The following is a 13,699-nucleotide window of genomic DNA, read 5'->3' on the forward strand; positions in this document are numbered from 1 at the left end:
AACTGCCTGTGCGACAAGGCTGCCGATGATGCGCTTGTTTCGTTCTCTTGGGCTGGTGATGGCGGCGGCATGCGCCGTTACGCCGGCTTTTGCCGATACGGTCGGCGGTGTGGTGGCGCCTGCGGATGCAGGGGCGAGCGGGTTTCCCGCATTCCTGCAATTGCTGGCGGCAAGAGCCCGGGGCGAAGGGGTGCGTGAGCAGACCATCCGGGATGTCATTTCGGGAATGACGTTCGATCCCGATGTCGTTCGACACGATCGCAGCCAACCGGGCGGACCGCCGTCGTCGATCCCGCGCTTTGAACCTTATCGCCGCACGCATGTCGATGCCGGACGGATCGACCGGGGCAGGGCCATGCTGGCATCGGTCGGCCCTCTCGCGACGACCGTCGAAACCCGCTATGGCGTGCCTGCCTCGGTCGTGCTGGCGATCTGGGGCCATGAAACCAATTACGGACGGTTCACGGGGACCTACGACCTGCCCCGGTCGATCGCCTCGCTCGCCTACGAAGGGCGTCGTCGGGAGCTGTTTTCGGCTGAATTCGTCGCCTTGCTCAAGATGATCGATCGCGGGGTTCCGCGCTCGCGACTGCTGGGAAGCTGGGCCGGCGCGTTCGGCAATCCGCAATTCCTGCCCAGCGTCTATCTGCGCGTGGCACAGGATGCCGATGGCGACGGCATCGCCGACATCTGGACAAGCCGCCCCGACACGCTGGCCTCGATCGCCAACTATTTCCGGGATGCGGGGTGGCGTCGGGGCGAACCCTGGGGTTTTTCGGTGACGGTTCCGGCCGGATACGTGCACGGCAGCCTTGCGACGGCGCTGTCGAGCCCGCGCTGCCCGCAAGTCTTTATGCGCCACTCGCGCTGGCGCACCATGGCCGAATGGCGGGCGCTCGGCTTTGCGCCCGCGCGCGGGACCTGGCCCGACGATCGGATACAGGCCACTTTGTTCGAGCCGGATGGGCCCGGGCACCCGGCCTATCTGCTAACCGGAAATTATCGGGTTATCCTCGATTATAACTGCTCGAACTTCTATGCCTTGTCGGTAGGACTCCTTGCAGATGAAATCAGCCGCTAGCCGCTTGTCCGTTGCGACGGTGCTGTCCGGGGCGCTTGCCCTTTCGCTCATGGCGAGCCCGGCTGTTGCCAGAGAGCATTCCGGACAGAAGCCGAGCGTGACGGACTATGGACCCGACGCCGATTATCCGGTCACTGTCGGCGATCCCTATACCGTCGAGGGCGTGACCTATACGCCGTCCGACACGCTCAATTACGACGCGGTCGGCTATGCCCGGGCAGGAACCGAGGGTAGCGGGATCAGCGGCGCCCACCACACCTTGCCCCTGCCGTGCTATGTCGAGGTGACTGCGCTCGATACCGGGCATACGATCCTCGTGCGGCTTGACCGCCGTGGCCCGATGAACGGCAAGGCCCTGATCGAACTGACGCCTGCGGCCTGGACGCAATTGGGGCTCAATCCGACCGGCGATGCCCCCGTGCGCGTGCGGCGGGTCAATCCGCCGGAACAGGAACGCCTGTTGCTGCGCATGGGGCGTCAGGCTCCCGCACGGATGGATACGCCGCCCGGATTGCTCTCGGCACTCAAGCGGAAGATGGGGATCGCGCCGATCCCGCCGTCGGGTGAAGCCAGTCTGGCGCTTCCCGCCGGAGCTTCGGCAACGCGCATGACGCCTCCACCCGCACCGAAAGTGCCGGTGCCTGCGGTGGTCCCGCCCACAAAGGTCGAGGTGTCCCATCCCGTTCCGACGCGGGCGGCCCCGGTCAAGCCTGCGCTCACTCCGGCTCTCCCTCCGAAACCCGAGGTCGCAAAGCCCGATGCCGTTCGGCACGAGGCCGTCAAACCCCTGCCCAAAACTGCTCCGGCAGCGAAAGCCACGCCCCCGGCAAAGCCCGACCCGAAAGCCCCCGAAACCACCGGCCCCAAGCCGAAGCCGCACGGCGGCACCTATACGGTTCAGGTCGGCGCCTATTCGTCGCGCGCCAATGCCGAAAAGGTGGCGACCGCTGTCGGCGGCAAAGTCGAGGCGACCGGCAAGCTGTGGCGTGTGCGAATTCCGGCGGCATCGTCGGATCAGGCAAGCGCCGCTCTGGCGAAGGCGAAGCACTCCGGCTATGCGGGTGCGGTGATCCTGCACGGAGAGTAAGGGCCCACCCGAACGGTGCTCGCCCGATCCCTCCATCAATCGGAAAAATCGCGCTTGTTCCGTTCGTCCATACCTCGTTCGTCGCCGTCTCGTTTTTCGCTGCCTCTTGTCGTGGCCGGTCTGGTGACGGCCGGATTGGCCGTGCCCGCAGTGTCCGTTCTGGCGCAAGGAGCACCGGCATCGACCGGGGCTCCTGCGGCTCCCGCTTCGCCCGAAAGCACCATGCCGCAAGTGACCGCGCCCATCGCGATGATGGTCGACGTCAATTCGGGCCGCGTGCTTTTTGCGCGGGATCCGCATCGCCGGTTCGTCCCCGCCTCACTGACCAAGATCATGACGAGCTATGTCGCGTTCGAACTGATCAAGGCTGGCAAGCTGCGGCTCGATCAGAAGTTCGTCATGCGCCCCGAGACGTTCCACAAATGGCATGGCGTTGGCAGCACGATGTTCCTGGGCAACAACAGCAGCACAAGCGTTGCCGATCTTCTCGAAGGGATCGTCACGGTTTCGGCCAATGATGCCTGTGTCGTACTGGCCGAGGGTATTGCCGGTTCGGTTCCCGGCTTTACCGCGATGATGAATGCCGAAGCGAAAAAGATCGGCATGCGCGACAGCCACTACAACACGCCCAACGGATGGATGGATCAGGGGGAGACTTATGTCTCCGCCGCCGATCTGGTCGCGCTTTCGACCGCCCTGATCACGCGCCATCCCGATCTCTACAAGCGGTTCTACGGCCACGATCACGCGACGTTCAACGGCATCGCGCAGGAAAACCACAATCCGCTCTATGGCCACACGCCCGGCGCCGATGGCGTGAAGACCGGCTTCACGGGCGAGGCGGGCTATGGCTTCGTCGGGTCGGTGGAACGCGGCGGACGACGGGTCATCATGGTCGTTGCCGGCTATGGCCGTCCCAACGATCGCGCGGACCAGTCGCGGACATTCGTCGAATGGGCCTTTTCGGCATGGGATTCCCGCCCGATCCTGACCGCCGGAGCCAAAGTCGGTCAGGCGGTGGTGCAAGGGGGGAGTACGCGGCAGGTCGGTCTGGTGACGCCGCGGGCCTATGCCCTGGCCGTTCCGCATGGCGAGGCTCCGCGCTACACCCTGTCGATCCGATACAAGGCGCCGTTGACCGCCCCGATCGTCAAAGGGCAGGAAGTCGCCAGCCTGATCGTGCGCGCACCCGGCCAGCCGATCGAGCGCCTGCCGCTTGTCACCGCCGATGGTGTCGCAGCGGGTGGTGCGATGGACCGTTTGCGCGATGGTTTCCTTGCCATGACCGGCCGCGGGCTGCACCCGTGAGTGCCGGACGTTTCATCGCTCTGGAAGGCGGGGAAGGAGTCGGAAAATCGACCCAGCTCCGCCTGCTGGCGCAAGCCTTGCAGGCCGATGGCCATGTCGTCGTCACCACGCGCGAACCGGGCGGCACCCCAGGCGCCGAAGCCATTCGCGCCATGGTGCTCGCCAACGAGGGCGAAGGATGGGGACCGCGCGCCGAGGCACTGCTGTTTGCCGCAGCCCGCGCCGACCATGTGGATCGCCTGATCCGACCCGCGCTCGAACGCGGGGAATGGGTCCTGACCGACCGCTATCTCGATTCGAGCCGCGCCTATCAGGGCGGCGGTAGCGGGTTGAGCGACGACGACATTCTTGCCCTTCACAGGATCGGCAGCGAAGGACTGCTGCCCGATCGGACGATCCTGCTGACGCTCGATCCCGAAGAAACCGCACGTCGCCTGACCTTGCGCGATGAAGGCCGGGCGGACCGCATCGGCGGGCGCGACGCGGCCTACCATGCCCGCGTTGCGGCAGCCTTCCGTCGTTTTGCCGAGGCTGAACCGCATCGCTTCACGCTGGTTGACGCTTCGGGAACGCCCGAAAGCGTCCATGCACGGATCCTCTCTGCCGTGAGCGGGCTGTGAGCGGACTTCCCGTCGATCTGCCCGAAGACCTTATCGGCCACGAGGCGGTCTGGCGCGAATGGCGTACGGCGCGGGCCGGGCACCGCATGCATCATGCCTGGCTGCTTGCCGGCCGCGAAGGCGTGGGCAAGGCCGGGTTCGCCCGGGCCGCCGCCGTCGATCTGGTTGCCGAGCCGGGAATTCCGCAACCGCCACCCGAACATCATCCCGACATCCATTGGCTCCGTCCGCTTCCCGCCAATGACGATGAAGCGAAAAAGCGCGACGACGGGCGCCCCTATCTGACCAAGCGCAACATCAGCGTCGATCAGGTGCGCGAGATGCAAAAGCGTCTCGTCACGCGCCCCACGCTCGGATCGCGCCGGGCCGTGATCATCGATGCGGCCGACCTGCTCGAAAAGGCATCGGTCAATGCCCTGCTCAAAAGCCTGGAAGAGCCGCCGCAGGGAACCTTCTTCCTGCTGGTGGTGCATCAACCCGGACGGCTCTTGCCGACAGTGCGTTCGCGGTGTCAGGTCTTGCGCTTCCGTCCGCTCGAACCCGATGAAATGGGCCATGCACTCGATCGCCTTGCGCCCGAACTCGATGCCCTGACGCGGGAAGCGGCGATTGCCGTTGCGGCCGGGGCGCCCGGAGCCGCACTCTCGTTCGCGGCGCAGGAACTGGGCCCTGCATGGCAGATCATGCGCAAGATCGTCGCCCATGGAGATCACGACTTGTCCTTGCGTGCGCAGCTTTCTGCCGCCATCGGTCAGCGTCCCGACCGCGAACGACAAGTGGCCGCGCTCAATACCGCGCGCATGGTCGTTGCCAATGCCTTGCACGATGCTGACGATGCCACGCGCCTGCGCTTGGTCGATGCACACGGGCGGCTCGTTGCCCTTGCGCGAGAGGCACCGACCTACAACTACGATCCCGGACTGCTCATGCTGGAAATCGGTGCCTTGCTGGCAGGCGTGGGGCGCACTAGGGAAGGGATCAACTGATTGAATCCCTCGCCAAAGGAAGCGAACGTCCCGATGGGCGAACCCTATTACATCACGACCGCGATTTCCTACCCCAACGGCAAGCCGCACATCGGCCACGCATATGAAGCGATTGCCGCCGACGTCATCGTCCGCTTCATGCGGGCGATGGGGCGCGACGCCCGGCTTCAGACCGGGACGGATGAGCATGGCCTCAAAATGGCGCAGAAAGCGCGCGACCTCGGACTGACGGCGAAAGAGCTGGCCGATCAGATGTCTCAGTATTTCAAGGATATGTGCGCAGCATTGAACGTCGGATATGACGTCTTCATCCGCACTACAGAAGACCGCCATCACGAGGCGTCGCAGGAATTGTGGCGTCGGATGAAGGCCAATGGCGATCTCTACCTCGATCGCTATGAAGGCTGGTACTCGATCCGCGACGAAGCCTATTACGACGAGAGCGAACTAGTCGCCGGGGAAGGGGGGCAGAAGCTCTCGCCTCAGGGAACGCCGGTGGAATGGACCGTCGAGGAAAGCTGGTTCTTCCGTCTCTCGGCCTATGGCGACAAGCTCCTGACGCTTTACAACGAGAATCCCGAATTCATCCGGCCCGAAAGCCGTCGGAATGAAATCATGCGCTTTGTCGAAGGCGGCCTGCGCGACCTCTCGGTTTCGCGCACCAGCTTCGACTGGGGGATCAAGGTTCCCGTGCATGGCGAGGGCGAAACCTCGGACGATCACGTCATGTACGTGTGGGTCGACGCGCTGACCAACTACCTGACCGGTCTGGGCTGGCCCGAGGAAACGGAGGAATTCCGCAAGTTCTGGCCCGCCAACCTGCATCTGATCGGCAAGGACATCATCCGTTTCCACACGGTCTACTGGCCGGCATTCCTGATGAGCGCGGGCCTTCCGGTTCCCCGTCAGGTGTTCGGTCACGGCTTCCTGCTCAATCGCGGGCAAAAGGAATCGAAGTCGCTCGGCAACGTCACCGATCCGCTCGATCTGGCGGCGCGGTTCGGGGTCGATCCGCTGCGCTATTTCTTCCTGCGCGAAGTCGTGTTCGGGCAGGACGGATCCTATTCGCCCGAGGCCATCGCCACCCGTTGCAACGCCGAGCTCGCCAACAGCTACGGCAATCTCGTGCAGCGCACGCTGTCGATGATTTTCAAGAACTGCGGCGGCGAACTCGCGACGTTTTCCAGCACCGAAGCGGACGAAGCGCTGCTTGCCACGGTGGCCGCAGCCACGCGTGAGGATCTGCCGCGCGAATTCGAAGCGCTGAACTTCTCGGCGGGGCTCGAAGCTTGGATGCGAGCCGTCTTCGCCTGCAACGCCTATGTCGATGAGCAGGCCCCCTGGGCCCTGCGCAAGACCGATCCCGAACGGATGCGCGCGGTGCTCTATACCCTGTTCATGGCGATCCGCGACCTCACCATCGCGATCCAGCCGGTTGTCCCGGCAACAGCCGCGAAAGTTCTCGATCAGCTCGGCGTCCCCGAAGATCAGCGAGGGATTGCCGACCTGCCGCGCGCCGACTGGTACATGGCCCGCGTCGCGACCGGAGAGCGTCTTGCCGCTCCGGTTCCGGCGTTCCCCCGCATCGAACTCGAAAGCGCGGAGAGCGAGGGCAGTGCGGCCTGATGCTGATCGATTCGCACTGTCACCTCAATTACAAGGGCCTGATCGAGCGGCAGGGGGAAATCCTTGCCCGTGCACGTGAAACGGGAGTCCGGGGTTTCCTCAATATCTCGACGCGCCAAAGCGAGTGGGATGCGGTCATCGCGACCGCTCACCGCGAAAGCGATGTGTGGGCGAGCGTCGGCATCCATCCCCATGAAGCCGACGGCCATGCCGACATGGGTGCTGCCGTCCTGCGCACGGCGACGGAAGATCCCCGGGTGATCGCGATCGGGGAAACCGGTCTCGATTACTATTACGATCATTCCGACCGAGAGGTCCAAAAGGCGTTGTTCCGGACCCACATCGGCGTTGCGCGCGAGACGGGCCTTCCTCTGGTCATTCACACGCGCGAAGCAGAGGACGACACGCTCGAAATCCTGCGGGACGAGATGGAGAAGGGGGGCTTTCCCGCGCTGATCCACTGCTTCACTGCGTCGGCGGGCTTCGGGCGTTCGGTTCTCGATCTGGGACTGACGATTTCCCTGTCGGGGATCGTGACGTTCAAGAATGCCCAGGACTTGCAGGCGTTCGCGACGGAAATTCCCGATGATCGCCTGCTGGTCGAGACCGACGCCCCGTTTCTGGCGCCGATCCCCCATCGGGGCCAGACCTGCGAGCCGGCATTTGTTGCCGACACACTCGCTTTCGTGGCGAAACTGCGCGGCACGACACCTGATGCCCTGGCGGAAAGCACCGGCGCCAATTTCCACGCTCTGTTCGGAAAGGCCGGGTTGTGAAGCTCATCATGCTGGGGTCGGGCACGTCGACCGGCGTGCCGCGTATCGGCAATGACTGGGGCGCCTGCGATCCGGCCGAACCGCGCAACCGCCGCACTCGCGTCGCGATCGTGGTGGAAGGCGATGACGGATCACGCCTTCTGGTCGATACGCCGCCCGATCTGCGCCAGCAATTGCTGGCGACAAGCGTGGATCGCATCGACGGCGTGTTCTGGACTCACGATCACGCCGATCACACGCACGGGATCGACGATCTGCGGCCGCTGCGCATGGGGAGGGGGGCCCCTCTTCCCGGTTATGCCGCAGACGAGACCGTTCGCCGCCTTCGCATGCGCTTCGGTTATGTCTTTGCCGGGCAGCATGGCTATCCCACCATCTGCTCGCTCGACAATCTCGACCGCGTCCGCATGGTTGCCGGGATCGGGGTCAGCCATTGCCAGATGGCGCACGGCCCCGCGCAATCGACCGCTTTCCGCTTTGACCAGGGCGGAAAATCAATCGGTTACGCAACAGACTTCAGCGAAATCAATGCAGATATGGTCGCCTTGTTCGACCGCGTCGACGTGCTCGTCGTCGATGCCTTGCGGCGCCAGGCACACCCGACCCATGCGAACCTTGCCATGGCGCTTGAACTCGCGAATGCCGCGCGGGTCGGCCACGCCGTTCTGACGCACCTCGATAAATCCATGGATTACCGTAGCTTGTGCGACGAACTGCCGCCGCATGTCGAACCTGGCTACGATGGGTTGGAACGCATCCTGTGACCGGATTCCATTCTCCGGCTGGTCTCAGCACCGATGACTGGGTGCGCGTGATCGCGATTTCCATGGCGCTGACACTGGTTGTCGGCGGTCTGGTCACACGGGCTTCGCGCATCCCGCGCGGCGCCTGGCTGCCGCTGTTGTGGATGGCCTTGACCTGGGCGGGAATCATCGCCGCCGCAGCCTTGGCATTCAGCCATTTCCGACCGAACGGCTGATCGGTTCAATATGGCTGAATGCCTCGATCAAAAGGGGACATTCAGCTCTCCCTGAGCCCGTTATTTAACATAATAATTATTATCAATCCAGCCTGTGTGGCCAACCTGTGTGGAGCGAATTGCCCCGTTCCGGTCAGCCAGCCGGGATCGTTCACGCCATCCGACGCAGCAGGCCGATGGGTTTGACGAACGTGTGCAAGATCACGCCGCCCAGATGCAGTCCGACCAGGCTGACCAGCGCAGCACATCCAATCCGGTGCACCATGAAGAAAAAGTCTGTTGCCGCGCCTTTGGCAAACGGCGTCGGCACCCAGGCGAAGCCAAAGAACCAGTATCCGTCCGGAACCATCAGATAGCCGCTCGCCAGCACGGCAAAGATCGCGGCATAGATCACGGTCTGGATCATGCGCGCGGCATGGACCTGTCCCACGCTCAAGCCCTGTGGTGGCGCCGGTTCGGGGCGAACGATTCTCCACCAGACCCGGAACGGAAACAGCAGGATCAACACACTCGCGAGCGACATGTTGAGATGCGACAGGCCGGTATGAATGCGGCCCGGCGGAATGAAATGGAGCGCGTAGCCGACTGCCGAGGCATAGAGAATTCCCGCCGCAAAGACCCAGTGCAGGATCTTGGTGCGGACATCGTATTCCGCGACTTCAGTTGCGAGCTTGCGCTTCGTGCGTCCCATGGCCCCATTCCTATCCTTCCGCACGAATGGATTGAACGCCTTATTTGGCGCCATTTTTCACAATCGAAGGGCTTGTCATGGCCCCGCTCCGTGCGCGAAGGAACTTCTCTGCCCCTCGTTATTCAAGAGTTCCGTGATGCCAGTCCCCTCCACCACCTCCCTTGCCCGCCTGCTCGAAATCATGGCGCGCCTGCGCGATCCCGATCAGGGTTGCGAATGGGATCTGGCGCAGGATTTCGCGTCGATCGCGCCCTATACTCTTGAGGAAGCGTATGAAGTGGCCGATGCCATTGCGCGGGTGGACATGCCCGCCTTGCGCGAGGAACTGGGCGACCTCCTGCTCCAGGTCGTGTTTCACAGTCGCATGGCCGAAGAGGCAGGCCATTTCGCGTTTGCCGATGTCGCGACGGCGATCGCGGACAAGATGGAAAGCCGTCATCCCCACATCTTCGGCGACACCGATCAGGCCGGGCAATCGCGCGAGGAACGCTGGGAAAATGCCAAGGCAGCCGAGCGCGCGGCGAAAGGCGCCACCAGCGCGCTCGACGGCGTGGCCCTTGCCCTGCCCGCATTGATGCGCGCGGAAAAGCTGCAAAAGCGCGCGGCCCGCGTCGGCTTCGACTGGCCCGATCCCAGTGGTCCTGCCGCCAAAGTGGTCGAGGAAACTGCCGAACTTGCCGAAGCGACCGATGACGCACACCGCTTTGAGGAAGCGGGCGATTTCCTCTTTGCTGCCGCCAATCTCGTCCGTGCCTATGGCATCGATCCCGAAGAGGCCCTGCGTCACGCCAACGCGAAATTCGAACGCAGGTTTCGCGGTATGGAAGCCTTGGCCGGAGGCAGTCTCGCAGGTCTCGATCTCGAAGCGCAGGAAGCGCTGTGGCAGGATGTGAAAGCCTTGGAACGAAAAGCCAAGGAAACGTAAGCGACTAACGGGCGAACTTCCCCGAACACTCGAACCGTCAAAGTCTGGCGAAACGTCCGAGTTCGCGCGGAGTCAGCCGGACGCGGATGCGGGACGCAGGCAACCCTTCGGCATCCTCGATCTCGTGCTCCGACAGGATTTCTCCGTGGGCGTGGAGCCAGGCGAGTTTCTGCCCCTCTGCCATCGGCACGGTGATCTCCAACGTCTGGGCGCCGCCGGTCAACATCGTTCCGAGCCGTTCGACCAGAGCATCAACGCCCTCGCCGGTTGCAGCCGAAATCGGGACCACAGGACGATCGGGAACACCGTGGGTGATCAGATCCTCGCGCAAGGCGCGTTCGTCCGGTGCCAGCAGATCGATCTTGTTCCAGGCCTCGACAATCGGGATGCTCGTTCCTTCCTCGCCGATCACGCCAAGATCGGTCAGGATGTCTTCGACTTCGCGCTTTTGCTGGGCGCTCGCCGGATTGGCGACGTCACGGACATGGACGATGACGTCAGCCGCCGTCACTTCTTCGAGAGTTGCACGAAAGGCCGCAACGAGCTGCGTCGGCAGGTCGGAAATAAAGCCGACGGTGTCCGACAGGATCGCCTTGTCGACGCCGGGCAAACGGATCGCGCGCATCGTCGGATCAAGCGTTGCGAAGAGCAGATCCTCGGCCATGACTGTTGCCCCGGTCAACCGGTTGAACAAGGTCGATTTTCCGGCATTGGTATAGCCGACCAGCGCGATGATCGGCCAGGGTGCACGCTGCCGCCGCTCGCGGTGAAGGCCGCGCGTACGACGCACTTGCTCCAGTTCACGGCGGATACGCGCCATGCGGCCGCGAATAAGACGCCGGTCCGCTTCGATCTGGGTTTCACCGGGACCGCCGAGAAAGCCGAAGCCGCCGCGTTGGCGTTCAAGGTGAGTCCACGAACGCACCAGACGGCCTGCCTGATAATCGAGATGCGCCAGTTCGACCTGCAAACGCCCTTCGGCGGTCGCGGCGCGTTCACCGAAGATTTCAAGGATGAGACCGGTTCGGTCGATCACCTTGCGCTTCAGGCGATCTTCGAGATTGCGCTGCTGAATGGCCGAGAGCGCGCCATCGACGATCACCAGTTCGGCGTCGGATTGCTCGCAGGCAACGGCAATCTTGTCGACTTGCCCTTCGCCGAAAAGCGTCGCGGGACGCACGGCACGTATCGGCAGAATGAAAGCATCGACAACGACGATACCGATGGCACGGGCCAGGCCCTGCCCTTCGTCAAGGCGCGCCTCGGCATCGACACCAAGGCCACCTCGTTGACGCAAGTCGGGAAGCACGACGAGCGCTTTCGCGCCGTGCGTCACTTCCCCCTTGAGATCATCGGGATTGCGCCCGAATTCGAACCCGCTCATTCCGACGGGCTTAGCACAAGATCATGAATGGGAGCAGTCCGATCAGGCCGCTTCGCCGTCCCAGTCGCCCGAAAGGTCGACATGCCCGGCAGGCTGAATGGTCGAAACGGCATGCTTGTAGGCAAGCTGCACATAGCCTTCGCGTTCGAGCAGCATGCAGAACAGGTCATAGGCCGCAACCTTGCCCTGAAGCATGACGCCGTTGACGAGGAACATGGTGACCTGCACGCCAGCATCGCGAACGCTCGACAGGAACACTTCCTGAAGCAGACGCTTCTTCGTGCTTTCGTCGCCCGAAGTCTGGAAATGGGCAACCGAGAGCTGCTGCCCCGGCATGATCGTGCTGATCGCGTGCTTGTAGACAAGCTGCGACTGGCCGTCGCGGCGCAGCAGGATCGAGAAATTGTCGAACCAGGTAACGATTCCCTGCAGCTTGACGCCCTTCACCAGGAACATGGTGACGGGAATCTTGTTCTTGCGCAGATGGTTGAGGAACACGTCCTGGAGATTTTGGCCCTTGCCGCCGCTCGTGGGTGCGGGCGCCGGGGCAGCAGATTCCTCTACAAGCTCGGGCTTCGGGGCGCGGGGACGAGCGGAAAGCGTTCGACCGGTCATTTGCAGTGACTCCTTGGTATTGGCTTGGCTCCTTCTTGGGTGGAGCCTTCGCGATCTGGCCGACGGCAAAAGGCTAAGGGAGACCTTCCGTCCGACGAACCGTTATCGAGGCGCGTTATAACGACGACCGGGGGGCGGCGTAAACCGCGAACTTGGTCGCAATGCAACCTTTCCCGAAAAAGGCGTCTCCATTCCGGGAAAGGCGCTTACTCGGTGTCTTCTTCCTCGTCTTCGCGCCGGTCGGCCATGCCGAGCAACTTGAGCTTGCGGTGAAGAGCCGAGCGCTCCATGCCGATAAAGCTCGCGGTCTTGGAAATGTTGCCGGAAAAGCGACGAATCTGTACGCGCAGGTATTCGCGCTCGAAACTCTCGCGCGCCTCGCGCAAGGGCACGCCCATCAGCGAAGTCGAACCCGCATCGCCAACCAGAGGCGTGCTCAGGATTTCGGCCGGAAGCATGTCGGCCTCGATCCGTGCGAGACGTCCGCGGGGCGCGAGAATCATCGTCCGTTCGACGACATTGCGCAACTGCCGGACGTTGCCGGGCCAGTCATAGCTTTGCAGTGCGGCCATCGCCTCGGGTGCGACGCTGGGCGCAGCCAGCCCCTGCTCGCTCGCGAAACGGGCAAAGAAATGGTCGATCAGCGAGGGAATGTCATCGCGGCGCTCGGCAAGCGAGGGGATCATCACCGGCACGACATTGAGGCGGTAGAACAAGTCCTCGCGGAAACGCCGCTCGGCGATTTCCCGCTCCAACGGACGCGATGTCGAGGAAACCACCCGGACATCCACGCGAATCTGGCGATGCCCGCCGACCCGCACGAAGGCCTGTTCGGTCAGGACGCGCAGGATACGGGCCTGGCTCGAAGCCGGCATATCGGCCACTTCGTCGAGGAACAGCGTACCGCCATCGGCCATTTCGAGCAGCCCGGCGCGCACCAGCTTGCCATCCGCTTCCTCGCCGAAAAGCTCCTGTTCGAAGCGTTCCGGAGTGATCCGCGCGGCGCTGACGGTGACGAAGGCGTGGTCGGCCCGCGAACTCCAGCTGTGCAGGAGCCGTGCGGCGACTTCCTTGCCCGAACCGGCCGGACCCGTGATGAGAACCCGGCTGCCGGTATGACCAACCCGCTTGAGCGTCGCGCGAACCGCGTTGATCGCGGGGCTGTTGCCGGTAAATTCGTCGGCCGTTGCAAAATCGCGGCGCAAGCGGGCGTTCTCGCGGCGCAGCTTTTCGGTTTCGGTCGCCCGCTCCACCAGCAGCAGCAAACGCTCTGCCTCGAACGGCTTCTCGATGAAATCCATCGCCCCCCGGCTGATCGCCGAGACCGCCGTGTCGATATTGCCGTGACCGGAAAAGATCACCACCGGCAGTTCGGGCTCGCGCTTTTTGATCTCGTCGAGCACTTCGAGCCCGTCCATCGGGCTCCCGTGCAGCCAGACGTCGAGCAGGACGAGACTGGGACGGCGTTCGTCGATCGCGGCCAGCGCGGACGTGCTGTCACCTGCGACGCGGCAGTCATAACCTTCGTCACTGAGCACGCCAGCCACCAGTTCGCGGATGTCGCGTTCATCATCGACGATCAGGATATCAAGAGCCATATCGGTAGTCCTGTGGGGGGCTT

Annotated in this window: 14 protein-coding genes; 10 read left to right on the forward strand and 4 right to left on the reverse strand. The window is 63.5% G+C overall.

All coding sequences use genetic code 11. The features are described 5' to 3' along the window. Nucleotides 1–25: 25 nt before the first annotated feature. The 9 genes from Y88_RS03955 to Y88_RS03995 all read left to right on the forward strand — a co-directional run bounded on the left by Y88_RS03955 (nt 26) and on the right by Y88_RS03995 (nt 8,463). Complete coding sequence (locus Y88_RS03955; RefSeq protein WP_008066491.1) at nt 26–1,081, forward strand: lytic murein transglycosylase; 1,056 nt, start codon at nt 26–28, stop codon at nt 1,079–1,081. Beyond that, on the forward strand, nt 1,065–2,168 hold the full coding sequence (locus Y88_RS03960; protein ID WP_081458629.1) for an SPOR domain-containing protein: 1,104 nt from the start codon (nt 1,065–1,067) through the stop codon (nt 2,166–2,168). Before Y88_RS03955 ends, Y88_RS03960 begins: the two co-directional genes overlap by 17 nt. Nucleotides 2,169–2,309: 141 nt before the next feature. Next, nucleotides 2,310–3,476: a D-alanyl-D-alanine carboxypeptidase family protein gene (locus Y88_RS03965; protein WP_232280907.1), complete on the forward strand. Its 1,167-nt coding sequence runs from the start codon at nt 2,310–2,312 to the stop codon at nt 3,474–3,476. After that, nucleotides 3,473–4,096, forward strand: coding sequence for a dTMP kinase (gene tmk / locus Y88_RS03970; RefSeq protein ID WP_008066494.1), 624 nt, complete (start codon nt 3,473–3,475; stop codon nt 4,094–4,096). Before Y88_RS03965 ends, tmk begins: the two co-directional genes overlap by 4 nt. Beyond that, nucleotides 4,093–5,082, forward strand: a complete 990-nt coding sequence (locus Y88_RS03975; protein WP_008066496.1) for a DNA polymerase III subunit delta' — start codon at nt 4,093–4,095, stop codon at nt 5,080–5,082. Before tmk ends, Y88_RS03975 begins: the two co-directional genes overlap by 4 nt. Nucleotides 5,083–5,115: 33 nt before the next feature. Further along, the gene (metG, locus tag Y88_RS03980; protein ID WP_018075398.1) at nt 5,116–6,708 is read left to right on the forward strand and encodes a methionine--tRNA ligase; all 1,593 of its coding nucleotides are present in this window, start codon (nt 5,116–5,118) and stop codon (nt 6,706–6,708) included. Beyond that, nucleotides 6,708–7,484, forward strand: coding sequence for a TatD family hydrolase (locus Y88_RS03985; protein ID WP_008066498.1), 777 nt, complete (start codon nt 6,708–6,710; stop codon nt 7,482–7,484). The genes metG and Y88_RS03985 overlap by 1 nt, the downstream gene beginning before the upstream one ends. Beyond that, nucleotides 7,481–8,248: an MBL fold metallo-hydrolase gene (locus Y88_RS03990; RefSeq protein WP_008066499.1), complete on the forward strand. Its 768-nt coding sequence runs from the start codon at nt 7,481–7,483 to the stop codon at nt 8,246–8,248. Before Y88_RS03985 ends, Y88_RS03990 begins: the two co-directional genes overlap by 4 nt. Further along, nucleotides 8,245–8,463, forward strand: a complete 219-nt coding sequence (locus Y88_RS03995; protein WP_008066500.1) for a hypothetical protein — start codon at nt 8,245–8,247, stop codon at nt 8,461–8,463. The genes Y88_RS03990 and Y88_RS03995 overlap by 4 nt, the downstream gene beginning before the upstream one ends. 151 nt (nt 8,464–8,614) lie before the next feature. Here the strand turns inward: Y88_RS03995 and Y88_RS04000 are convergent, their stop codons facing one another. Then, complete coding sequence (locus Y88_RS04000) at nt 8,615–9,154, reverse strand: cytochrome b (RefSeq protein WP_008066501.1); 540 nt, start codon at nt 9,152–9,154, stop codon at nt 8,615–8,617. Between the two features lie 136 nt (nt 9,155–9,290). Here Y88_RS04000 and mazG point away from each other — a divergent pair, with 136 nt between their 5' ends. Continuing rightward, a complete protein-coding gene (gene mazG / locus Y88_RS04005; RefSeq protein WP_008066502.1) occupies nt 9,291–10,079 on the forward strand; it encodes a nucleoside triphosphate pyrophosphohydrolase in 789 nt (262 codons plus the stop codon). Nucleotides 10,080–10,116: 37 nt separating this feature from the next. Here mazG and hflX read toward each other — a convergent pair whose 3' ends face one another. The 3 genes from hflX to ntrX all read right to left on the reverse strand — a co-directional run bounded on the left by hflX (nt 10,117) and on the right by ntrX (nt 13,676). Continuing rightward, entirely contained in the window at nt 10,117–11,463 is a 1,347-nt protein-coding gene (gene hflX / locus Y88_RS04010) for a GTPase HflX (RefSeq protein ID WP_008066504.1), read from the reverse strand. Nucleotides 11,464–11,505: 42 nt separating this feature from the next. Continuing rightward, on the reverse strand, nt 11,506–12,078 hold the full coding sequence (gene hfq, locus Y88_RS04015) for an RNA chaperone Hfq (protein ID WP_026166821.1): 573 nt from the start codon (nt 12,076–12,078) through the stop codon (nt 11,506–11,508). Nucleotides 12,079–12,284: 206 nt separating this feature from the next. After that, the gene (ntrX, locus tag Y88_RS04020; RefSeq protein ID WP_008066511.1) at nt 12,285–13,676 is read right to left on the reverse strand and encodes a nitrogen assimilation response regulator NtrX; all 1,392 of its coding nucleotides are present in this window, start codon (nt 13,674–13,676) and stop codon (nt 12,285–12,287) included. Nucleotides 13,677–13,699 lie beyond the last annotated feature (23 nt).

The sequence above is a fragment of the Novosphingobium nitrogenifigens DSM 19370 genome (genome assembly GCF_000192575.1).
Taxonomy (GTDB): domain Bacteria; phylum Pseudomonadota; class Alphaproteobacteria; order Sphingomonadales; family Sphingomonadaceae; genus Novosphingobium; species Novosphingobium nitrogenifigens.

Bases quoted from the DNA above. Each gene is read 5' to 3' on its own strand.
- Y88_RS03955 (WP_008066491.1), top strand. From the start codon at position 26: ATGATGCGCTTGTTTCGTTCTCTTGGGCTGGTGATGGCGGCGGCATGC.
- Y88_RS03960 (WP_081458629.1), top strand. From the start codon at position 1,065: ATGAAATCAGCCGCTAGCCGCTTGTCCGTTGCGACGGTGCTGTCCGGG.
- metG (WP_018075398.1), top strand. From the start codon at position 5,116: ATGGGCGAACCCTATTACATCACGACCGCGATTTCCTACCCCAACGGC.
- Y88_RS03985 (WP_008066498.1), top strand. From the start codon at position 6,708: ATGCTGATCGATTCGCACTGTCACCTCAATTACAAGGGCCTGATCGAG.
- Y88_RS04000 (WP_008066501.1), bottom strand. From the start codon at position 9,154: ATGGGACGCACGAAGCGCAAGCTCGCAACTGAAGTCGCGGAATACGAT.
- mazG (WP_008066502.1), top strand. From the start codon at position 9,291: ATGCCAGTCCCCTCCACCACCTCCCTTGCCCGCCTGCTCGAAATCATG.
- hflX (WP_008066504.1), bottom strand. From the start codon at position 11,463: ATGAGCGGGTTCGAATTCGGGCGCAATCCCGATGATCTCAAGGGGGAA.
- hfq (WP_026166821.1), bottom strand. From the start codon at position 12,078: ATGACCGGTCGAACGCTTTCCGCTCGTCCCCGCGCCCCGAAGCCCGAG.
- ntrX (WP_008066511.1), bottom strand. From the start codon at position 13,676: ATGGCTCTTGATATCCTGATCGTCGATGATGAACGCGACATCCGCGAA.